Genomic DNA, 20,936 nt, shown 5'->3' with positions numbered 1-20,936 from the left:
TTTTACCCTCCTCCCCATAAAAAAAGGCGCTCTAATGGTTATAACCACTAAAAGCGCCTCCAGTTGTCTGGTTAGCTAATATAATATTGATTCACGAATAAGTGAATTGTTTCGAAGTATAAATCAGATATAACCAACCTGTCAACTAGTATTCTAAAAAAACAGAAAACAATAAATATTTTTTAATTCTTAGTTGACTAATAGGAAATAAGTGTTTTAATATTACATAAAGCAAAACGAGCTGATCAGACAAACTGAAGGCTACAGTAAATGACACTGAGAATGTGTGATTGACTGTAGTCTTTTTCGTTATTTACTGTCTCGTACATTAATATTCTTTCGATGCTTTTTAGAAAACAACAACTAATAAGTTAAAGGAGTGTGAAAAGTATATGAAAACTACCAAAAAATTCGCTGCATTTTTCGTTGCAGGCTCACTGGCAATGGTGATTAGTGGGTGTTCTAGCTCTGATCAAAAGGGATCAGCAAGCACTGATAAAACAATTAATTTACTAAATGTATCCTATGATCCTACTCGAGAATTGTATGAGGAGATCAACAAATCCTTCACAAAAGAATGGAAAGAAAAAACAGGACAAACCGTTAAAATTCAGCAATCTCATGGTGGCTCTGGAAAGCAAGGACGTGCTGTAATCGATGGCTTACAGGCGGATGTTGTAACACTAGCGCTGGCTTATGATATCGATGAAATCGCTGCAAATCGTAATCTAATTAATAAGGACTGGCAAGAGGAATTACCCGATCATTCCTCCCCATACACTTCAACAATTGTGTTTCTCGTACGTAAAGGAAATCCAAAGCATATTCAAGACTGGGACGATCTTGTGAAGAAAAATGTCTCCGTTATTACACCAAACCCAAAAACTTCTGGAGGAGCACGCTGGAACTATTTAGCTGCATGGGGTTATGCATATCGTCAATTTCACGGTGATGAGACAAAAATTAAGGACTTTATGCAAAAGCTGTATAACAATGTAGAGGTCCTTGACTCAGGTGCTCGTGGTTCAACAACAACATTTACAGAGCGAGAAATTGGAGATGTTTTAATTGCATGGGAAAATGAAGCTTATCTATCATTAAAAGAACTTGGTAAGGACAAATTTGAAATAATCACACCATCATTAAGTATTTTAGCAGAGCCACCTGTAGCAGTTGTTGATAAAAATGCTAAAGCAAAGGGCACTGAAAAAGTAGCAAATGCTTACTTAAACTATTTATATACAGATGAAGGTCAAGAAATTGCTGCTGACAATTATTATCGTCCACGTAACGAGAAAATTTTAAAGGAGCATAAAAAGCAATTTCCAAACCTTAAATTAATTACAATCGATGATTTTGGAGGCTGGCAAAAGGCTCAGAAGGAGCACTTCAGCGATGGTGGTACGTTTGATTCCATTTATACTCCTAAGAATCAGTAAGGAGGAGTTTGATGACAACCGCTTTATTACGTAAGAAAAAACTAACCGTTCTTCCGGGATTTAAATTTTCACTTGGTTTTACATTACTTTACTTAAGTATTTTAGTTCTGCTACCTCTTTCCATGCTCTTCTGGAATACTATGCAGTTAAGTTGGCATGATTTTATTAAAACTATTACAGATGCTCGTGTTGTAGCGTCGTATAAGCTAACATTTGGGACTTCGTTTGTTGCAGCGATTATTAATGTCGTTTTTGGCACCATAATTGCTTGGGTACTTATTCGCTATGATTTTGTTGGCAAAAAGCTTATGGATGGTCTTGTCGATCTTCCATTTGCTCTGCCTACTGCTGTTGCAGGGATTGCGCTAACTAATCTATATGCACCGAACGGATGGATTGGTAACCTTTTTCCTTTTAAAATAGCATTCACTCCACTTGGAATCATTATTGCTTTAACATTTATCGGATTACCATTTGTAGTTCGAACAGTACAGCCGGTGCTACAAAACTTTTCATCGGAATCTGAGGAAGCATCTGCTAGTCTTGGAGCAAGTCGCTGGCAGACATTTACGAAAGTTATTTTCCCTGAGCTAATCCCTGCCATCTTAACTGGCTTTACACTTGCCTTTTCTCGTGCTCTCGGTGAATATGGTTCTGTCGTTTTCATCGCTGGTAATATGCCGATGAAAACAGAAATAGCACCTCTTCTTATAATGACGAAACTTGAGCAATATGATTATGCAGGTGCAACCGCGATAGCTATTGTCTTACTCATATCTTCATTCGTGATTTTACTAGTAATGAATATAATTCAATGGCTAGTTAATCGAAAATATAGTGCATAGGAGGAGTAAAGCATGGAAAAACAATTGACAATTGCTCATACTGAGGTCACCTCTAAGCAGAAGGCTGGAAATGCAACCTTAAAAGAGCCATGGGTTATTCGTTTTACACTTACGACCATTTCTCTATTATTCCTTCTATTTTTTTTAGTACTTCCACTTGTAACGATTTTTATTACCGCCTTCAAAAAAGGAATGGAAGTATATATTGCATCGGTTACCGAAACCGATGCTCTTTCTGCTATTAAGTTAACATTGCTAGTGGCCACTATTGTTGTCCCAATTAATACAATTTTTGGAGTAGCTGCTGCATGGACCATTACAAAGTTTGATTTTCGAGGAAAAAATTTATTAACGACATTAATCGATCTCCCATTTGCTGTTTCCCCTGTAATCGCAGGTTTAGTATTTATTTTGCTGTTTGGTGCGCAAGGGCTATTTGGTGAATGGCTATTAAATCAAAATGTTCAAATTGTATTTGCATTACCAGGCATTATTTTAGCTTCACTCTTTGTTACAGTTCCATTCGTTGCAAGAGAACTTATTCCATTAATGCAAACACAAGGAACGCAAGAGGAAGAGGCTTCAATTAGTTTAGGAGCAGGTGCCTTTACGACTTTTATCAAAGTTACACTCCCAAATATTAAATGGGGTCTATTATATGGGGTCATTTTATGTAATGCCCGTGTTATGGGTGAATTCGGTGCCGTTTCAGTAGTATCAGGGCATGTTCGTGGTCTAACAAATACCATGCCTCTACATATCGAGGTTTTATACAATGAATATCAATTTTCGGCAGCTTTTGCGGTTGCATCATTGATGTCGATATTAGCACTGATTTCAATCATTATTAAAAACATAATTGAATGGAAAACGAAGCAGCATTAGGAGGAATGTATATGAGTATTACGATTGAAAATGTAAAAAAGCAGTTTGGTAGTTTTCAAGCTTTAGACAATATTTCTTTGAATATTGAAACAGGCGAACTCATTGCACTGCTTGGTCCATCCGGATCTGGTAAAACGTCGTTACTTCGTATTATTGCAGGTCTTGAAAATCTTGATGAGGGTGTTATTTTATTTGACGGAGAAAATATTACTGAGATAAATGCAAAGGAACGTAACATTGGATTTGTTTTCCAACATTATGCACTTTTTAAGCATATGACGGTATTTGACAATGTTGCTTATGGACTAAAGGTTCGTCCACGTAAGTCTCGTCCATCTAAAAAAGAAATTGCTAACAAGGTACATACACTTTTATCACTCGTGAAACTTGAACACTTTGCTAATCGCTTTCCTAACCAATTGTCTGGTGGTCAAAGGCAGCGTGTCGCACTTGCCCGAGCACTTGCTGTCGAACCAAAAGTGCTTCTGTTAGATGAACCATTTGGAGCACTTGATGCAAAAGTACGAAAAGATTTACGACGCTGGCTACGAAAAATGCATAACGAGTTTCACGTAACAAGTATTTTCGTAACACATGATCAGGAGGAAGCTTTAGATGTTGCTGACCGAATCGTTGTTATGAATAAAGGACGAATTGAACAAGTTGGTACTCCTGAAGATGTATATGACCATCCAAATAGTCCTTTTGTTTATGACTTTCTTGGCAATGTCAACCTATTTAAAGGACGATTAAAAAACGGTCAACTTGTTCATGGAAACTATACAGGCCCAGTCGATGAAGGATTTACTCAGAACGATGTTGAGGCGATCGGCTACGTTCGGCCACATGATATTCAAATTGAACGAACAGCCATTTTAGAAGATATGGTGCCTGCTAAAATTATTTTTATTCATGCTATCGGTCCAATTGTCCAAATTGAGCTACATCGTCAGGATGTTGATGAATATTTGGAAGCGGAGTTGTCAAAGGAACATTTCCGTTCATTGAAATTACAGCGTGGTGAGCAAATTTATATTCGACCAAAACAATTAAAGGTCTTTATTCCCGAGGATTTTTCAATTTAATATAATCATATTAAAAGTTAGTGCTGTATAAAAAGTCTATTTTCAAAATGAGAAAAGAGACAACGAAAACAATACGTTTTCGTTGCCTCTTTTCTTTTTAGGGACTTATTAGCCACCCATGTAAATTGACCACCAATTTTCTTTAAGCAGTTACATCACGTTTTACAAATGAGATAAAGCTTGCTAATAAGAAAAGTACTGCATAAATTGCTAAAATTGTTAGAGAAAACGGCATTGTCAAGCCTTCTACAATAGAATATCCAGTCTCAAATTGAGTTAAATCCGTGTTTGGAATCCACAAATATTTAACAAATTCATATTTACTTAAAAATACAACAATGCTAGATCCCATAAAGCTAATAAATAAAGTAAGTCCAATCGCTAAAGAACTAGAACGGAAAATACTTCCAATCATAAAGGCGAAAACAATGGACATAAGAATGTCTCCAAATGTTAACAAATACATATACATTGAATGAGCAAGTAATGAAGATTCAACTACTTTATTCCCTTCAACAATTAAGTTTGTCCCTGAGGAGAAACCGTATAAAACTGCTCCTACAATTAAGTTTAATATCCATGTAAGTATTGCCATTGATATTGCAAAAATAATGACTGTTAGTAGTTTTGAAGTCAATATTTTTGCACGATTAACTGGACGTGTAAGAAGCATCTTAATTGTCCCTGTTGCAAATTCACTTGAAACAATGCCCGCAGCGATAATAGTCGCAAATAGACTGACTAGCGATAAAAGCATAGAACTATCTTCAACATAAGCTTGAGCACTTCCAGCATCAACAGGCTGTACATTGTTTTTTAAACGATATTCGGAAATTTGAATTGAATCTTCCGCATTTTGTAATTGTTTTTTCGAAAGATCTCCACCGTTAATCATCGATTGTTGTTGTTTAATAGATTGTTGTTCAACCGTTTTCCAGTCGCCATTATTTTCCATTTCCTTGTTATTTGCCCATTTATGAACTCCAGCCATTGTAAAAATCGATAAGACTAAAATAATGAGCATCATCCAAGTTCCCTTTTTATACCATAATTTCATCCACTCATTTTGCAGTAGTTTTAGCAATTTGGCCACCTCCTGTCATTTCTAAGAATTGATCTTCAAGTGATTCATGATACTGTTGTACAGTATAAATATCAATTCCCGCGGTTATTAGACTAGCAATAAGTTTTGGCACAGCTTCTCTTTCGATTGCTACCAAATATCCTTTTGAATGCTTTTCAAATTTATAACTTTGCTCCTTCAGTATCTGTTCACAAGGCTGTTCAACTTCAATATAATATGTAGATTGTTGTTCATCAGCCATTTCGCGAATATCAATCAGCTCTCCATTTTTGATAACTGCAATTCGATCACAGATTAACTCGATTTCCGCGAGCAAGTGACTCGATACAAAGATTGATACGTTCTCTTTTTTAGCAATTGTTCGAAGATGTTCCCTAAATTCTCGAATTCCTGCAGGATCTAATCCATTCGTTGGCTCATCTAAAATAATAAACTTTGGATGATGTAATAACGCCTGAGCTAATCCTAGTCTTTGTCGCATCCCAAGTGAATAGGTCGACACTTTTTCATTAATTCGATTTTCAAGTCCAACTAGTCGTACAACTTCTAAAATTCTTTCTTTTGGAACATTGTTGTGCATTCTAGCAAAATGAAGTAAGTTTTTATAACCTGACATAAATTTATACATCTCAGGATTTTCTACGATAACGCCCACTTTGCTGATTGCTTTTTCAAAGTCCTCTAAAAGGGAAATGCCATCGATTACAACTTCACCAGCAGTAGGCTTCATTAGCCCTGTCATCATTCGGATTGTTGTAGTTTTACCTGCACCGTTTGGACCTAGAAATCCTGTGATTTGGCCGGGATAAAGCTCAATGTTCAAGTCTTTAATAATTTGTTTTCCTTTGATTGTTTTTGATAAATGCTTCAATTCAACGATTGGTTTCATCAAATCATCCTTTGCTATATTGTTTTTTCATCCACTGTACAGCATCTTGCTGCCACTCTTCTCTAACATTCTCCAATGTTTCAAATGAATGAATCCTGCCATCTTTTAATAACAGTAACGCATCTAATATTGGCTCAACATCATGGAGTTCGTGTGTTGATAATAAGATCGTTTGATCCCTCCCCTCTATAAATTTTATAAGTCCTTTTAACAAAGATTCTCTAACCATGGGATCCAATCCTGAAAAAGGCTCATCCATTAAATAATAGGAAACATTTCGACCAAGTGTTGCAGCCATTTTAATACGTCCCCGCTGGCCTTTTGACATTTTCTTCATTTTTTTATCAGTCTCTACTTGCAAAAATGCTGCAATTTCTTCAGCCTTGGCAGTTGAAAAGTCTCCAAATTGTGATGCATAAAAAGTAAATATCTCTTCACCTGTTAAATGTGGATAAAACTCATCGATATCAGGTAAATACGCAATATTTTCAGCGCTTTGATGTGTAATAACCACACCATCTATTTGAACACTACCTTTTGTAGGAGTCTTAACACCCGCTAATAGTCGAAGTAAAGTAGATTTACCACTACCATTTTCCCCTACTAAACCGATGATTTTACCAGGTGGCAGTTGAAAAGTAATATCTTCTAAAACAGTCTTTTTCCCATAGCCATAGGCTACGTGTTGTGCACAAATCACTACTAGTCACCCCCATGTTTTTGAAGCTGTTCTATGATTTCCTGTTTGGTAAAGCCAAATGCAGTTACGTTATGAAAGAACTGCTCTACAATTTTTTCTTTCGTATGTTCTCGTAAAGATGAAATCTCACTTTCATCACTTGTTATATACGTACCTTGTCCTCTTTTAGTTTCAGTTAATCTCATCTGCTCCAACTCCTTATATACACGTTGAACCGTATTAACGTTTACTCCCACTTCGACTGCATATTCTCGTACAGATGGCATTTTATCACCTAATTGACGATTTCCCCGTATAATATCTCCACAAATTTTTTCAACAAGCTGTGTGTAAATAGGTTTATCTCTTGAAAAATCAACTGTCATTCCTTAACCACCTTTTCACACCATTTAATACTAAAGATCATTATGATTAATGTGACTAACCAACTTAATATATCTTCACGTAAATATAAGTCTTCTATAAAAAAATCTGAGTGAAAAACTTGAATGATGGGATCCATAAAACGATTAATCCATCCATTTGTTTTGGGACCATTTAAGAAGAAATCACTATATAGCCCATAATTTGTTATTTTGTGAGTACCATATGAAATCAAAAACAGTAACAACATTACTACAATCATTGCAAATCTTCCAAGCCATTTTTTAAGATATAAATAACATGTATTAAGCAACAAAGTTAGAGATAACGCTGAGACTAACATTGATGTAGATAAGTAATTTACTACAAACATAAATTTAATATCTTGTACAATTGTCATCTTACCTTCGATTGATACTGCGACAACCATAACAACCGTCGTAAGTAACACTAAAATAAGATTTGAAAATAAGCTAAATATTAATTTTGCACCTATTAATTCATAGAATGGCGCAGTGCTATGTAACCAAATGTCAGCATGTCTCAATTCTCGATTAAGATTTTTGACAAATTGAACACTAACAATTAGAAATGTAAAAATAGACAGTATCGTTGCCATGATGAACGTCACATTATTTTGGTCTATAGAAGCATCTATATATTTATTTACTAAATATGGAATACCTACAGTAACAATAATACTGAAAACACATGCCACAAAAATCCATTTATATTGTAATTGCCATTCTCTCTTTAATAATCCTAAAAACCTTTTCATACTTCCACCTCTGTTGCTGTTATAGTGTACTAGTTATATATTACACTATAACTCCTTCCATTACAACTTTAATTTTTCAATATAGTGGAATTTTATCTATTAAACATTTCAATTAATCCCTAATTTCACCACTTCACCAGTTCATCATTTCTTTTTCACACTTCATTCACATTTCTCACCTAGAGGTGTGACTTTTATCACATCGTAAGCGTTTTATTTTTTATATCATGAGTTCGAGAAGTAAATGTAATACTGAAATTACAAAGGAGGGGTCAACATGGCTAACAAAAATGAGCCCGAAGAAAACCTAAAAGGGACTTTCTATCTAGTATTAACTTTAGGGGTAATTATCGTGGCTGTTTGGGCTGCATGCTTTGGTCTATTTCTTGATCGCTTTTAATCAGAAGGAAAGAAGGGAAAATGATGCATCTTCATAAATATGAAAAATATTGGCTTACATTTGGTGTTGGGTCCCTAATCGTATTTTTATTGATTACCGGTATTATGGCATTTCACAACGGGAGTCACCCACCAAGTGCAAAGAACACAATCAACCATGAAAAAGTTGATGAAATCGCACCATTTAACAATCCTGGGGTACATAAAGTATCTGGTAAGGGCTGGGATTATGAAGTAGTTATAGTAGCTTCTGCTTTCTACTACAATCCACCAGAACTAAAAGTGCCAGTCGGCTCTAAAGTTAAATTTATCGCTACTTCAAAAGATGTTGTACACGGTTTTGAAATTTCAGGAACAAACGTCAACATGATGTTAGAACCAGGTTATGTTTCTGAATATACAACGACCGTGGATAAAGCTGGTGATTACTTAATCGTATGTAATGAATATTGTGGAGTAGGTCACGCTCAAATGCATTCTATGCTTAAGGTGGTGGATAAAAAATGAGTCAAACAGTAATCGATCAAGCTAAAGTAAACAAAAAAGAAACAACTATTTCAAGAAAAGCGGTTACTAAAACTACTGAACTATTAAAAGTAGATTCTAAAGATGCCAAACTTTCAATGGCTCATATTTATGTTGCATTTATCGCCCTATTCTTAGGTGGTACTGCAGGTCTATTACAAGTTTTAGTACGTTCAGGTCATTTTGAATTACCATGGGGTATTGGTTATTATCAAGTATTAACGGTCCATGGTGTATTGCTCGGATTAATATTAACAACATTCTTTATCTATGGTTTCCAAATTGCAGCAGTTAGTCGTACTTCAGGTACATTATCTCCAAAACAAAGATTAATTTGCTGGATTGGTTTCTGGACAATGACAATCGGTACTGCAATGGCTGCAACAATGGTGCTGTTAAATCAAGCTTCTGTACTTTATACATTCTACGCTCCATTACAAGCACACTGGATTTTCTATTTAGGTTTAACACTTGTTGTTGTTGGATCTTGGATTGGTGGCCTAGGTCAAGCACTTCGATGGATGCAATGGCGTAAAGAAAATCCTAATCAAACATCACCATTACTTTCTTTCATGGTAGTATGTAATAACTTAATGTGGTTTGTTGCAACAATTGGTGTTGCTGTAGAAGTGTTATTCCAATTATTACCTTGGTCTCTTGGTCTTGTAGAACGTGTTGACATCTTATTATCTCGCACCTTATTCTGGTCATTTGGTCACGCACTCGTTTACTTCTGGTTATTACCAGCATACATGGTTTGGTATGTTGTCGTTCCAAAAGTAATTGGTGGTAAAATTTTCTCTGATGCTCTAGCTCGTTTATCATTTATCTTGTTCGTATTATTCTCAGTTCCAGTTGGTCTTCATCACCAATTAACTGAACCTGGTGTTGATGGATCTTGGAAATTCTTACAAGTTGTACTAACTATGATGGTTGTTATTCCATCACTATTAACTGCTTTCTCACTGTTTGCGACATTTGAAACTCGCGGACGCGAACTTGGCGGAAAAGGGTTATTCAATTGGCTAAAAAAATTACCTTGGGGAGATGTTCGTTTCTTCGCTCCATTCATGGGTATGTTAATCTTCATTCCTGGTGGTGCTGGTGGTATCGTTAATGCTTCTCACCAAATGAACCAATTAATTCATAATACGATTTGGGTAACAGGGCATTTCCACTTAACAGTTGCTACGGCCGTTGTATTAACTTTCTTCGGTGCAGCTTATTGGTTAGTCCCTCACCTTACAGGTCGTACATTAACAAAAGAATTAAATCGTCTAGGGATTATTCAAACAATCATTTGGGCTGTTGGTATGGCAATTATGTCTAGCTCAATGCATATCGAAGGTTTGCTTGGCGCTCCTCGTCGTTCAGCATTCTCTGATTACGGTGGCGCTGAAATTGCAAAAACTTGGGCTTCTTATCAAATCGCTCAAGCTGTTGGTGGTACATTATTATTTATCGGGATTATCATATTCCTAATTATCTTTGTAAAACTTTGCTGGCTTGCTCCAAAAGGTGAACAAGAATTCCCTATTGGAACAGTTGCACCAAATGCAGAAAAAACTCCAGCTATTTTTGAAAACTTTAAAGTTTGGATTGTTATTTTAGTAGCATTAATTTTAATCGCTTATACATTCCCAATCTATGATATTATTCAAAATGCCCCTCTTGGTTCTAAAGGTTACAAACTTTGGTAATAATTATCATAAAAAAATCCGCTTTCTCTATTGTGAGAGAGCGGATTTTTTGTTCATCTTACTATTCAAATTATCTTTCAGTCGCTGGTACAGCAAAAATTGGTGCTATTTGTTTCTTGTATTGCGCTTCTTCTTCATTTAATAGGATATGGATATCGCCATGATCATTTGAAGTTCGGATAAGTCGCCCCATTCCTTGTTGTAATCGTAATAGCATGAATGGAAGTTCAACATCATGGAAAGGATCATCAGTAAAAGCACGTTTCGCATCAAATAATGGATCATATGGTGGGAATGGTAAGTCAAAAATAATAACACGAGTTAGCGCTTCTTCTGGCAGGTCTAAACCTTCCCATAAATGATAAGAGCATAATACTTGTAATTTACCTTCTTGGAAATCTCGGACAATAGAAGAAAGTTCACGATCCCCTTCAAAACCAACCTTAGCTGCAATTCTTTTGTTAATTTGTGCTTTGAAAATTGCCATCGCTTGTTTAGATTTAAATAGTATTAATGTCTGATTACCTTCTTCTAATAATTCCTCAACTCTACGTATTTTTTCTGCTTGATTTAAATGATGTAATACAATTTGCATGACTTCTTCATAATCAAATGGAGAGGCTACTGAGAAGGATTGATAATCTTTAATACCTAAACTACCTGCAATATAACTGAAATCTTTATTTATAGACAAAGTTGCTGATGAGAAGATGTAAGGTATTTTTTTCGAGAATACTTTTTCTTCTAATACTTCTGTAATTAGACGTGGCATAATAACAAGTGTTTCTTCCCCATCTGTTTCTTCTAACCAGTCAACAGCGTCCCCTTGTGCAATGAAGATTCTCATAGCTGCTTCATATTGTTCCAAAAACTCTTCTGCCATTCGTAATTCATATTCAGGAATAACATAAAGCTCTGATTCAAAAACAAATTCCTCTAACAATGTTTCAACAGTATCAATTACTTTTTTACCTAATTTCATAAGCAATGGAGATTTCTTAATTCTTTTACGATCCTCATCTGAACTAATTACATCATCACGTAATTGATCAAAGAATAGTTCGTGACCATCTTGCAATTGTTCCATTGTATACAATGTTTTTTCACGTAATCCATCAACCATCAATCGGTCGATAAGTTGCACAATTGTATAATCTTGTACTTTATAAGTCATTGCTTTTTGAGCTGCATACTCCAATAAGTGCCCCTCATCTAATACAATCATAGAAACTTCAGGCAATAATGCTAATTGACCTTCACGTTCACGTGATTCTTTAGTCGCGATATTTTCCATTAAAAAATCTTGAGAGCAAATAATAAGATCTGTTGATTCTCGATAATGTGCACGATGCAAGGTTTGACCGCAGCGATTGCGCAAATCACAAACTGAGCATTGTTGAATTGAGTTGTAATTGACTAGATTCCATTCTTCATCGCTAATATTGGGATAGTCACTATGTTGACCATACAAGCTTAGTTTTCCTTGTCCAAATACTCCGTCTGGAATTGTTTCTGCAATATCATCTAAATATTCGCCATCAGAAAATTTTTCTGCTTCCTCATAACGCTTTAAGCATAAATATTGGTCACGTGATTTCGCTAAACGTACATCGATTGTTAAATCTAAATATTGTTGCAATTTATAAATATCGCCACCCTCTTTCACGAGCTGGTCGATTAATGTTTCATCTGCACACGCTATTAATGCTGGTTTTCCAGTATATCGAGCATATGCAATCGCAGGTAAAAGATATGCGATTGTTTTTCCTGTGCCTACTCCCGCTTCTGCGAAAAGAACAGACTTTTCACGTAATACTTTTTCGATTTGATAGGCCATGAAAATTTGCTCATCACGACATTCTAGCCCTTTTTCGGGTAGTTCGTCGTATAAAATATCGCCAATCCAGTCTCCTAGTGAATCAAAGAAAGACTTTTCTTTGGATAAGGCAAATGGTATAGATTGTCTCATTCAAATTCCCCTCTCGTGCAGACAACGAAACGGAAGGGGTCTCCCCCTCCCGTCAATTACATATTCATAAAATAAGTCTACAATATTATAGAAACGTTCATGTAATAATAAAATATGATTTTGCAACATTAAATAGTAATTTATTTTTCATCTTTTATCATTAATCTTGTTTTGGTGTACGTTTACCCCAAAATTGATAATAATCTGTTTTGATAAATCCATTAAATAGTTTACGTTTCTTTGTTGCTTTTTTTCCATATAACACTTCAAAGTTTTCCATCGATGATAACATATAAACTGACCAGGATGGATACTTATTCATCATGATACCCATATCATGTATCATTTTCTCAAGTAATTCTTTATCACCGATACGTTCGCCATATGGTGGGTTTCCAATCATAACCCCATCCGTAAGATGCGTTGTAAAATCTGTTACTTGCATTTGTTTCCAAGAAATTAAATCAGCAAACCCAGCTTCACGGGCATTTGTTTTAGCGATTTCCACCATACGATGATCTATATCTGATCCGAAAATTTGAAGAGGTTGATCATAATTTGCAACATCTTCAACTTCCATTCGAACTTCATCCCAAATTTTTTGCTTCATCCATGGCCATGCTTCACTAATAAAATCACGATTATATCCTGGAGCCATATTTTGTCCAATCATTGCAGCCTCTAAGGCGATTGTACCTGAACCACAGAAAGGATCTACGAATGGACGACTCGGATTCCATTTGGAAATATAAACAAGTGCAGCAGCCAATGTTTCTTTTAATGGTGCTTCCCCCTGATCCAAACGATAACCACGCTTATGCAAGCCTGTACCACTCGTATCAATAGTCAACATTGCTTCATCTTTTAAAATAGAAACTTCAATCTTATATTTAGGACCAGTTTCTTCTAAGAAACCAAGTCGTTTATAATAATATTTCATACGCTCAACAATTGCTTTTTTCGTAATAGCTTGGCAATCAGGAACACTAAATAATTTGGATTTCACTGATTTACCTGAAACAGGAAATTCAGCATCAACCGGTAAATACTTTTCCCATTCGATTGCTTTAACACCTTCAAATAATTGTTCAAACGTTTTGGCAGGAAATTTCCCTACTACGATTTTCACACGATCTGCTACACGTAACCATAAATTTGTTTTTGCGATATCCTTTTCATCGCCTTCAAAATATACTTTGCCGTTCTCTGTAGATGTTGTATATCCTAAAGTTTTAAGTTCATCAGCTACAATAGATTCTAAACCCATTGCCGCTGTGGCAACTAATTGAAATTTCGTCATACCTATTTCCCTTCTAACTCCAATTCCCAAAATTCTAGGAATTCCATTAGTTCATCTAATGGAAGCGGTTTTGAATAGTAATATCCTTGAATCATATCACAATCCATACTATCGAGCAATTTAACTTGTTCACTCTGTTCAACACCCTCTGCAATGACTTTCATATGCAAACGGTGTGCCATTTGAATAATGGCATCGACAACAGCTTGATTATCATTTAACGAGCAAATTTGTTGAATGAAACTCCGGTCAATTTTCAAAAAGTTTAATGGGAATTGTACCAAATAACTAAGTGACGAATATCCTGTACCAAAATCATCGATTGAAAGCTTAAATCCCATTTGTTTTAATTTTACTAATTTCCGAATGGTTTCTCTTTCATTATTCATTATGGTACGTTCCGTTAGTTCTAATTCAAACTGGCGTGCTGGTAAATTATTTTTTATAAATATTTGTTCGATTGAATGTACAAAACCTTTTTGATGGAAGTGAATACTTGATATATTTATTGCAATGGGTACATTCTTAAAACCTGATCTCGCTAGTATATGTGCGTCTTGGCATGCACGATCAATAATACATTCACTAATAGGAATAATTAAACCAGTTTCTTCAGCATATGGTATAAATTCAGCTGGTGATACATTTCCAAGTTTCTCATTGTTCCATCTCACGAGTGCTTCAACACCAATGATTTGATGTTTTTTAATATCTACTTTCGGCTGGTAGTATAGTTCAAAACTTTTTTGCTCAATTGCTCTTCGTAACTCATTATCTAAAAGTAATGCTCGTTTGGCATCTGTTTGTAAATCATCAAAATAAAACGCAAATTGGTTTTTGCCATTTTCCTTTGCATAATACATCGCTTTATCAGCTTTATTTAATAACGTCTCAGTTTCTGCTCCATCATGCGGATATATGCTTATACCAATACTTGATGAGATATATAATTTTTGATCTTCTATGATGAACGGTTCTTCTAATAGATGAATAATCTTTTCACTTAAATGGACAGCATCACGCGGGTGATGGATATCTGTAAATGTAATAACAAACTCATCACCTCCGTAGCGTGCCAATATATCTTTGTTTTTTAGCAATGTTTGTATTCGTTTTGTAACTTCAACAAGCAATTGATCTCCAACTGAATGGCCAAGTGTATCATTTACTTGTTTAAATCGATCTAAGTCCAAAAACAAAATTGCATGTTGATAATTATGACCTTTAGATGAATCCAATAAAACATCCATACGTTCGCTATAAGCAAAACGGTTTGAAATTCCAGTTAAGGAGTCGGTCATTGCACGTTTTTTCAGCTCACTCTCAAAAGTTTTTTCTTCTGATAAATCAGAAAACACCCCACAATACCCTATAACACTCCCCTCATTATTAAGAACTTTTGATATTTTAAGCCACTCAGGGTATACATCTCCTGTTTTTCGACGATTCCATATTTCTCCTTGCCATTCACCTTTTTGACTGAGATTATTCCACATTTGTTTATAAAATTCTATTCTATGAACACCAGACTGTAGTACATCTGGCTTTCTCCCTAAAACTTCTTCTCTTTTATAGCCAGTTACGAATTCAAAAGCAGGATTCACTTCTACAATTCTACTATTTAAGTCAGTAATCATTACTCCTTCAGAAATTGAATCGAGGATTTTAGGTGTTATGTATTTACAATTGTTAGTTATATTATCCTGACTAATTGTTAATTGAAGATCTTGTTTCATCATAGTATTTTTATCACCTTATCCCTAAAAGAAAGGCTCTCCAGTTCCTGGAGAGCCTGACTAATCTTGTTTATAGTGTTTAGCATCATTAAAAGACCATAAGCCATGTTTTGTGCCCAAGTACTATAACGGCTTTCGCCTTGTACGACTGGGTAGTAATCATCTATCTACGTAAGTATAAATACTTACGTCTCTCCATCCATTCATTTCCTTCAGGAGAACGCCCCTACCATAATTTGGGTTGCTCACTCGCGGGGTTTACCTCGTTCCACCTGTTACGTTTCCGCAACAGCTTCGTCACTGTGGCACTTTCAGAGAGTTTCAACCATATCCCAAAAGGACTTAGGCTTTCCTCCCGCCGTCAGCCATTAGACTGCCTTAGCTTATTTATTCACTAAGCACGAACACTACGGTCATCTCAGAGCCGTGCGAGCATGGACTTTCCTCAACAACGTCAAGCGTTGCAGCGATTACTTGTTCTTTTATGATGACTTGACTATTATATCTCTAATGTTTTTCTATTTCAAGCGTTTTCTTATTGAATGTGAAAATATTGTGAAACACGGTTTAGTCATAAAGCTTGTCGCCGAATACATGCTTCTCTAAATTAGCAATACGTTTTAAAATATCAAAATTTGTATTGTTAGCATAAGCTGGCGAAGGGACTTGACGTCTTGCTTCTGATGATGATGTTGTTGTTTGTGATTGTGCTGTTTTTAACTCATTTTTTAATAATTCTATTTCTTCTTGTTTTTTTGCTAATACTTTTTCAAAAGATTCATAGTCTTGTATGATGATATCTAAAAATTGATCTACTTCATCTTGACTATATCCTCTAATACCTGTTTTAAAATCTTTATCTAAAATCGTTTTAGCTGATAATTTAATGTCCATATCCATCTTCCTTCCATATAAACGTAGGTCTTATAATTATAGCACATTTCCCCAAAGTTTATCGTAGTTGCTTCCAGTGTTCAGCAAAATTATTCATATTATTTCCCAAGCAATAATTTTTTCTTTTCATTTCGTAGACATCTTTTCTCTATTTCGGTTAACTTTCTTTGTTTCTGATCTTTTCCCCATAATAAACTGTCTTTTACCAGTTGATATGCTTGTTTTGTATAAAAAAGCGCCTTATCATAATTTTGATGACGATGTTCATCGATTTTAGCTAGTTCTATATAAGCAATAATTTGCTGACGTTCTTCGATATAAGGGATTGCTTGATTAAAAGAATAATATGCCTGCTCAAAATCGTGCTGCTTTTTTTGTTGAAACGCTAAATGAAAATATGCATAGCCTGTCTCATTGCTATCATATTGACGTGTTACTTTTTCTAATATTTCCCCACTTTTTGCAGTATCAGATAAATCCCCAAACCATTTTCCAATGTTCGTATACGTAGTCGCAGACTCTTCTTGTATACCATCACATAATAATTTTGTTGCCTGGATGTATAAGGTGATTAAAGACAATAAATCATATTCATTGTGTTCAAGAACTTTCACCAATGTTCTAGGATCGCCACTTTTTACTGCATCTAAATAGATAATAGGCGCAAGGTAACCTGGTATATCTCCCTTACGCCGGAATCCAAGTTTTTCCTCTTCTACTTGTGACAGTTTCATTCGGGATAAGTCATTTTTCCATATACGTTTTGAACCATGCAACAGGTCGATTTGCTTCTGCTCAGGTAGCTTAGGTAAATCCTTTTTATGCAAAGTAAAGCGCGTTTGTAACTGAGGCCAATCGAAACTTTTACCATTATACGTAACGATAGTTTTATTTTCCTTCCAAAGTTTTGATTCCCATAAAAACGCGACTTCATGGCTAGGATCTGCTAATACATATTGCTTTAATACAAATCCACCTTGTTCGGCTTCTAATATACCGTTCAAAAAGATCTGCGTACCAACACCTTTTAAGCCAGTAGTCTCTGTATCATAAAACACTAAATTGACATCATCCGTTAATGCAATAGGATGATGATGATTCGTACTTTCCCATAATTGAAAGGCATCATACAGTTCACCTAAGTGAAAATTCCCATGCTGATATTCAGCTGAATAATGCTTTTCAAGTAAAAAGACTGTACCAAAATCGTTATCAATTCTCTTCAATCCTACTTGTTCCCATTGTTTTGCATATACTGGCACTGCTGGCTTTTTAAACACTTCTTTTTGCTCTTGTTCAGTTTTTGATACCTTTTTTAGCATCTTCTTCATTTGAAGAATTTTATTTTCATATGACATTTAATCATCCAACTCTGCTAATAATATTGATTTCAAAAAAGTTAATACTTGTTTTTTTTCGTCACTATTTAAGTCTTGTGCACCTATACATGAAGGGCATCCTTTTTGACACGGGCAATTAACAATATGCTCATAGACATGATGCAATAAATCTTCCCATAAATCATATACACGTTCGCTCAATCCAATACCTCCTGGATAGCGATCATATACAAAAAACGTAGGTTTTTCTGAATGTGTTGCTTTCACTTGTGGCACAACATGAACATCGCTACGATCGCTTTGGATGAATAATGGTATAAAACTATTCATAGCGTATGCAACTCCTGTCATTGCTCCTGTTAAATCATCTTCCTTCCAATGTTCAGGTTGGTCGAATGATAGCCATGTTCCACTTGTATGGAGTTCTTCTGGTGGCAAATGGATTGGTCCACTCCCGATATTGTCATGTGTCCCAAATCGTATTTTCTTGAAAATGGTAGCTGTAGCGAGTGTCATGATATCTCCAAACGCCACCTCTCCATGTCCAATTGTTCTACTTTTATCTTCACTAATGACTTTTAATTCTACTGCTAAATTGGCATCTGTAAAATAATCAACATCTACTTCTCGAACATATGCCTTTTTTTCTTCCCAATCTAATTTTTCCACTTGGAACTGGGTCCCTTGATGTAAATAAATGGCTTCTTCATGAAGTAATGTTAATGCACTATAGCGATCCATTTCACCAATGACTTTACTATGTGCTGGAATGGATTGATCGATAATTACAACATTTTCCTGAGAAGCTGATCTTAGACTAATGTCATGCGCTGGAAAACTATCACTCATCCAATGCCATTTATCTGAAGTCTTTAAAAGTACGCCTTCTTCTTGTAAATATTCTAAGAAATCTTGTACTTCAAATTCTGCATAACTATCATCTACCCTAAATGGCAATTCAAACGAGGCGCATTTTAAATGGTCCATAAGGATTAACATATTTTCTGGGTATACTCGTGCCTCTTCAGGTGAACTTTCAAATAGATACTGTGGATGTTTGATAATATATTGATCTAATGCAGTGGACTGAGCAACGTAAATAATTAGCGCATCATCTTGTCTTCTTCCTGCTCGCCCTGCTTGTTGCCATGCACTTGCTATATTACCTGGGTAACCCGTCATGATACATGCTTGCAATTGACCAATATCAACTCCCAATTCTAACGCATTGGTTGAAATAACACATTGTATCGTGCCATCTCGTAAACCTTTTTCAATAACGCGACGCTCAGAAGGTAAATAGCCACCTCGATACCCACGGATTGTCTCATCCTGAATTTTCTTGGTAGTAAGTGATTTCATATAGGTGACGAGCATTTCAACACGTACTCTACTTTTCGCAAAAATAATTGATTGGATTTTTGAATGATATAGCTCTCTTGCTAAGTCCCGTACTTCTAAAATAGCACTTCTTCTTACACCAAAAGCAGGGTAGATTATTGGCGGGTTATAAAATAGAAATGTTTTCTTTCCAGTTGGTGCACCGTTATTAGTGATTAATTGTTGTTTTGTATTTGTTAGGTTTTCTGCTAATTCTTTTGGATTTTTTATCGTAGCTGATGTACAGATAAAGACTGGATGGCTACCATAAAAATGACAAATTCTAAGAAGGCGTCTAAGTACATGCGCTACATGTGAACCAAAGACTCCTTTATACGTATGCAGTTCATCTACGACAATATACTGTAAATTTTCAAATAATGAAACCCATTTTGTATGATGTGGCAGTATTCCTGAATGCAACATATCTGGATTAGTCATCACTATATGACCTGCTTTACGAACTTTTTGCCGAATCCCAGGAGCAGTATCGCCATCATATGTATAGCTTAAAATTTCTTCTCCGCTATCCTCGATTAGCTTATTTAAATCGCTTTTTTGATCTTGTGCTAAAGCCTTTGTAGGGAATAAATATATTGCTCTAGACGCACTATTTTCCATTATAGCTTGCAGAACGGGCAAATGATAACAAAGTGATTTACCAGAAGCAGTTGGTGTAACTGCCGTAAATGATTGACCATTTGTAGCATACTCAAACGCTTCTCTTTGATGAGAGTACAGTTGATCGATGTCTCTTTTATGTAATGCTTTAATAAGAGAAGGGTGTAAATTATTTGGAAAATCAACTAATTTAGGTGGCTTAGCTGGAATCGTATGTACATATTCAACACGGTCTTGCATTTCAGGATTAGATTGCCAATCTTGCAGTAATTCTTCAATAGATTTTCTTTTACTCATTAGTTGACTCATCCTTTTGTAAAATACGTTGCAATGTTTCTAATGTGTATGTAACCGATTGAATCGATTGAAATAATCGTTTTTTACTCGTTTTTTGATAAAATGATTGGACTATAAACTGATCCATTGCTTCTACAGCATTTTGGACTTGAATTTTATGCATATGCTTTGGCTTATTCGCATCTATCCAGGCTTCAACTTCGTTTTGCCAAGTTAAAAGCTTTGTGTGGTACAAATCTGCATGCGGTTTTACATCATTAAAAAAATCAGGAGATGTGTCAGTTTCTCTCATTTTCAAAAATCGTTTCCAACATTCTTTGCATTCTTCTAGTAATTCATCTATTAAAATTTGTAACATTACACACACCTCCATTTTCAATTTACTTCTTACGTATTAGTGTATCAAAAAAGATATCATTTCACTACTTTAAAGCGAACAAATATTCTTTTTGTTGTTCAATTAAATCAAGGCGGTTTGCTACATGTGTAATATTCTTTTCAAGTGTTTTGTTATACATTTCTTCTTCATGGTTTACTCTGTTTTGTAAAAGTTCGTCCACCATCTCAATTAAAGTAATCAGCTTGTTTATTTTTCGCATAATGTATCGCCTCCTGCTATAACTTTTCAAGGCTGAAATAGTAATTCCTTTGTAGAGGACAAAACAAGTGCATATTCGACGATAATAGTTTTATTTTTCAGCTTATTT

Annotated in this window: 20 protein-coding genes and 1 other RNA gene; 7 read left to right on the top strand and 14 right to left on the bottom strand. The window is 35.3% G+C overall.

Features of this window, described 5'->3' with window-relative positions:
* Nucleotides 1-392: 392 nt before the first annotated feature.
* Genes Q8X41_RS18625 through Q8X41_RS18610 form a run of 4 tightly spaced genes read left to right on the top strand, consistent with a single transcriptional unit; the run spans nucleotide 393 to nucleotide 4,254 of the window.
* Nucleotides 393-1,439 carry a sulfate ABC transporter substrate-binding protein gene (locus Q8X41_RS18625; protein WP_397537734.1) on the top strand — a complete coding sequence of 349 codons (1,047 nt, stop codon included), beginning with the start codon at nucleotides 393-395 and terminating at the stop codon, nucleotides 1,437-1,439.
* Nucleotides 1,440-1,450: 11 nt separating this feature from the next.
* Nucleotides 1,451-2,284, top strand: coding sequence for a sulfate ABC transporter permease subunit CysT (cysT, locus tag Q8X41_RS18620; protein WP_397537733.1), 834 nt, complete (start codon nucleotides 1,451-1,453; stop codon nucleotides 2,282-2,284).
* A 12-nt stretch (nucleotides 2,285-2,296) separates the two neighbouring features.
* Nucleotides 2,297-3,169: a sulfate ABC transporter permease subunit CysW gene (cysW, locus tag Q8X41_RS18615; RefSeq protein ID WP_397537732.1), complete on the top strand. Its 873-nt coding sequence runs from the start codon at nucleotides 2,297-2,299 to the stop codon at nucleotides 3,167-3,169.
* Between the two features lie 11 nt (nucleotides 3,170-3,180).
* Nucleotides 3,181-4,254, top strand: a complete 1,074-nt coding sequence (locus Q8X41_RS18610; protein ID WP_397537731.1) for a sulfate/molybdate ABC transporter ATP-binding protein — start codon at nucleotides 3,181-3,183, stop codon at nucleotides 4,252-4,254.
* 142 nt (nucleotides 4,255-4,396) lie between these two features.
* Here the strand turns inward: Q8X41_RS18610 and Q8X41_RS18605 are convergent, their stop codons facing one another.
* Genes Q8X41_RS18605 through Q8X41_RS18585 form a run of 5 tightly spaced genes read right to left on the bottom strand, consistent with a single transcriptional unit; the run spans nucleotide 4,397 to nucleotide 8,068 of the window.
* The gene (locus Q8X41_RS18605) at nucleotides 4,397-5,347 is read right to left on the bottom strand and encodes an ABC transporter permease (RefSeq protein WP_397537730.1); all 951 of its coding nucleotides are present in this window, start codon (nucleotides 5,345-5,347) and stop codon (nucleotides 4,397-4,399) included.
* Nucleotides 5,316-6,227 carry an ABC transporter ATP-binding protein gene (locus tag Q8X41_RS18600; protein ID WP_397537729.1) on the bottom strand — a complete coding sequence of 304 codons (912 nt, stop codon included), beginning with the start codon at nucleotides 6,225-6,227 and terminating at the stop codon, nucleotides 5,316-5,318. The genes Q8X41_RS18605 and Q8X41_RS18600 overlap by 32 nt, the downstream gene beginning before the upstream one ends.
* A 4-nt stretch (nucleotides 6,228-6,231) precedes the next feature.
* Nucleotides 6,232-6,927 carry an ATP-binding cassette domain-containing protein gene (locus Q8X41_RS18595; RefSeq protein WP_397537728.1) on the bottom strand — a complete coding sequence of 232 codons (696 nt, stop codon included), beginning with the start codon at nucleotides 6,925-6,927 and terminating at the stop codon, nucleotides 6,232-6,234.
* A gap of 2 nt (nucleotides 6,928-6,929) precedes the next feature.
* On the bottom strand, nucleotides 6,930-7,292 hold the full coding sequence (locus tag Q8X41_RS18590; RefSeq protein ID WP_397537727.1) for a GntR family transcriptional regulator: 363 nt from the start codon (nucleotides 7,290-7,292) through the stop codon (nucleotides 6,930-6,932).
* Nucleotides 7,289-8,068, bottom strand: coding sequence for a hypothetical protein (locus tag Q8X41_RS18585; protein WP_397537726.1), 780 nt, complete (start codon nucleotides 8,066-8,068; stop codon nucleotides 7,289-7,291). Before Q8X41_RS18585 ends, Q8X41_RS18590 begins: the two co-directional genes overlap by 4 nt.
* Before the next feature lie 277 nt (nucleotides 8,069-8,345).
* On the opposite strand from Q8X41_RS18585, the gene Q8X41_RS18580 reads away from it, so the two are divergent.
* The 3 genes from Q8X41_RS18580 (at nucleotide 8,346) to Q8X41_RS18570 (ending at nucleotide 10,692) form a co-directional block, all read left to right on the top strand.
* A complete protein-coding gene (locus tag Q8X41_RS18580) occupies nucleotides 8,346-8,468 on the top strand; it encodes a cytochrome c oxidase subunit 2A (RefSeq protein WP_397537725.1) in 123 nt (40 codons plus the stop codon).
* A 23-nt stretch (nucleotides 8,469-8,491) separates the two neighbouring features.
* Nucleotides 8,492-8,974 (top strand): cytochrome c oxidase subunit II, encoded by a 483-nt coding sequence (locus Q8X41_RS18575; RefSeq protein WP_397537724.1) that lies wholly within the window; start codon nucleotides 8,492-8,494, stop codon nucleotides 8,972-8,974.
* Nucleotides 8,975-9,090: 116 nt separating this feature from the next.
* Nucleotides 9,091-10,692 (top strand): b(o/a)3-type cytochrome-c oxidase subunit 1, encoded by a 1,602-nt coding sequence (locus Q8X41_RS18570; protein ID WP_397540306.1) that lies wholly within the window; start codon nucleotides 9,091-9,093, stop codon nucleotides 10,690-10,692.
* 70 nt (nucleotides 10,693-10,762) lie between these two features.
* Here the strand turns inward: Q8X41_RS18570 and Q8X41_RS18565 are convergent, their stop codons facing one another.
* The 9 genes from Q8X41_RS18565 to Q8X41_RS18525 all read right to left on the bottom strand — a co-directional run bounded on the left by Q8X41_RS18565 (nucleotide 10,763) and on the right by Q8X41_RS18525 (nucleotide 20,828).
* Entirely contained in the window at nucleotides 10,763-12,661 is a 1,899-nt protein-coding gene (locus tag Q8X41_RS18565; protein WP_397537723.1) for an ATP-dependent DNA helicase, read from the bottom strand.
* Nucleotides 12,662-12,821: 160 nt separating this feature from the next.
* On the bottom strand, nucleotides 12,822-13,961 hold the full coding sequence (locus tag Q8X41_RS18560) for a class I SAM-dependent RNA methyltransferase (RefSeq protein ID WP_397537722.1): 1,140 nt from the start codon (nucleotides 13,959-13,961) through the stop codon (nucleotides 12,822-12,824).
* Nucleotides 13,962-13,963: 2 nt separating this feature from the next.
* The gene (locus tag Q8X41_RS18555) at nucleotides 13,964-15,700 is read right to left on the bottom strand and encodes a putative bifunctional diguanylate cyclase/phosphodiesterase (protein ID WP_397537721.1); all 1,737 of its coding nucleotides are present in this window, start codon (nucleotides 15,698-15,700) and stop codon (nucleotides 13,964-13,966) included.
* A 91-nt stretch (nucleotides 15,701-15,791) separates the two neighbouring features.
* Nucleotides 15,792-16,179: RNase P RNA component class B (gene rnpB, locus Q8X41_RS18550), an RNA gene on the bottom strand.
* 85 nt (nucleotides 16,180-16,264) lie between these two features.
* Complete coding sequence (gene gpsB, locus Q8X41_RS18545) at nucleotides 16,265-16,597, bottom strand: cell division regulator GpsB (RefSeq protein ID WP_397537720.1); 333 nt, start codon at nucleotides 16,595-16,597, stop codon at nucleotides 16,265-16,267.
* A gap of 92 nt (nucleotides 16,598-16,689) precedes the next feature.
* Nucleotides 16,690-17,949, bottom strand: a complete 1,260-nt coding sequence (locus Q8X41_RS18540) for a ribonuclease H-like domain-containing protein (RefSeq protein WP_397537719.1) — start codon at nucleotides 17,947-17,949, stop codon at nucleotides 16,690-16,692.
* Entirely contained in the window at nucleotides 17,950-20,229 is a 2,280-nt protein-coding gene (locus Q8X41_RS18535; protein WP_397537718.1) for a DEAD/DEAH box helicase, read from the bottom strand.
* The gene (locus tag Q8X41_RS18530) at nucleotides 20,222-20,587 is read right to left on the bottom strand and encodes a YppE family protein (protein ID WP_397537717.1); all 366 of its coding nucleotides are present in this window, start codon (nucleotides 20,585-20,587) and stop codon (nucleotides 20,222-20,224) included. The genes Q8X41_RS18535 and Q8X41_RS18530 overlap by 8 nt, the downstream gene beginning before the upstream one ends.
* Before the next feature lie 64 nt (nucleotides 20,588-20,651).
* Complete coding sequence (locus Q8X41_RS18525) at nucleotides 20,652-20,828, bottom strand: hypothetical protein (protein ID WP_397537716.1); 177 nt, start codon at nucleotides 20,826-20,828, stop codon at nucleotides 20,652-20,654.
* Nucleotides 20,829-20,936: the final 108 nt, after the last annotated feature.

The organism is Rummeliibacillus pycnus (assembly GCF_044359855.1).
In the GTDB taxonomy this organism is placed as follows: Bacteria; Bacillota; Bacilli; order Bacillales_A; family Planococcaceae; genus Rummeliibacillus; species Rummeliibacillus pycnus_A.
The sequence above is the reverse complement of the archived record's forward strand: the minus strand, read 5'-3'. Positions and strand labels throughout refer to the sequence as shown.

Bases quoted from the DNA above. Each gene is read 5' to 3' on its own strand.
- Q8X41_RS18555 (WP_397537721.1), bottom strand. From the start codon at position 15,700: ATGATGAAACAAGATCTTCAATTAACAATTAGTCAGGATAATATAACT.
- Q8X41_RS18585 (WP_397537726.1), bottom strand. From the start codon at position 8,068: ATGAAAAGGTTTTTAGGATTATTAAAGAGAGAATGGCAATTACAATAT.
- Q8X41_RS18625 (WP_397537734.1), top strand. From the start codon at position 393: ATGAAAACTACCAAAAAATTCGCTGCATTTTTCGTTGCAGGCTCACTG.
- Q8X41_RS18610 (WP_397537731.1), top strand. From the start codon at position 3,181: ATGAGTATTACGATTGAAAATGTAAAAAAGCAGTTTGGTAGTTTTCAA.
- Q8X41_RS18540 (WP_397537719.1), bottom strand. From the start codon at position 17,949: ATGTCATATGAAAATAAAATTCTTCAAATGAAGAAGATGCTAAAAAAG.
- Q8X41_RS18560 (WP_397537722.1), bottom strand. From the start codon at position 13,961: ATGACGAAATTTCAATTAGTTGCCACAGCGGCAATGGGTTTAGAATCT.
- cysT (WP_397537733.1), top strand. From the start codon at position 1,451: ATGACAACCGCTTTATTACGTAAGAAAAAACTAACCGTTCTTCCGGGA.
- Q8X41_RS18525 (WP_397537716.1), bottom strand. From the start codon at position 20,828: ATGCGAAAAATAAACAAGCTGATTACTTTAATTGAGATGGTGGACGAA.
- Q8X41_RS18535 (WP_397537718.1), bottom strand. From the start codon at position 20,229: ATGAGTAAAAGAAAATCTATTGAAGAATTACTGCAAGATTGGCAATCT.
- Q8X41_RS18590 (WP_397537727.1), bottom strand. From the start codon at position 7,292: ATGACAGTTGATTTTTCAAGAGATAAACCTATTTACACACAGCTTGTT.
- Q8X41_RS18570 (WP_397540306.1), top strand. From the start codon at position 9,091: ATGGCTCATATTTATGTTGCATTTATCGCCCTATTCTTAGGTGGTACT.
- Q8X41_RS18600 (WP_397537729.1), bottom strand. From the start codon at position 6,227: ATGAAACCAATCGTTGAATTGAAGCATTTATCAAAAACAATCAAAGGA.
- gpsB (WP_397537720.1), bottom strand. From the start codon at position 16,597: ATGGATATGGACATTAAATTATCAGCTAAAACGATTTTAGATAAAGAT.
- Q8X41_RS18580 (WP_397537725.1), top strand. From the start codon at position 8,346: ATGGCTAACAAAAATGAGCCCGAAGAAAACCTAAAAGGGACTTTCTAT.
- Q8X41_RS18565 (WP_397537723.1), bottom strand. From the start codon at position 12,661: ATGAGACAATCTATACCATTTGCCTTATCCAAAGAAAAGTCTTTCTTT.
- Q8X41_RS18575 (WP_397537724.1), top strand. From the start codon at position 8,492: ATGCATCTTCATAAATATGAAAAATATTGGCTTACATTTGGTGTTGGG.
- cysW (WP_397537732.1), top strand. From the start codon at position 2,297: ATGGAAAAACAATTGACAATTGCTCATACTGAGGTCACCTCTAAGCAG.
- Q8X41_RS18530 (WP_397537717.1), bottom strand. From the start codon at position 20,587: ATGTTACAAATTTTAATAGATGAATTACTAGAAGAATGCAAAGAATGT.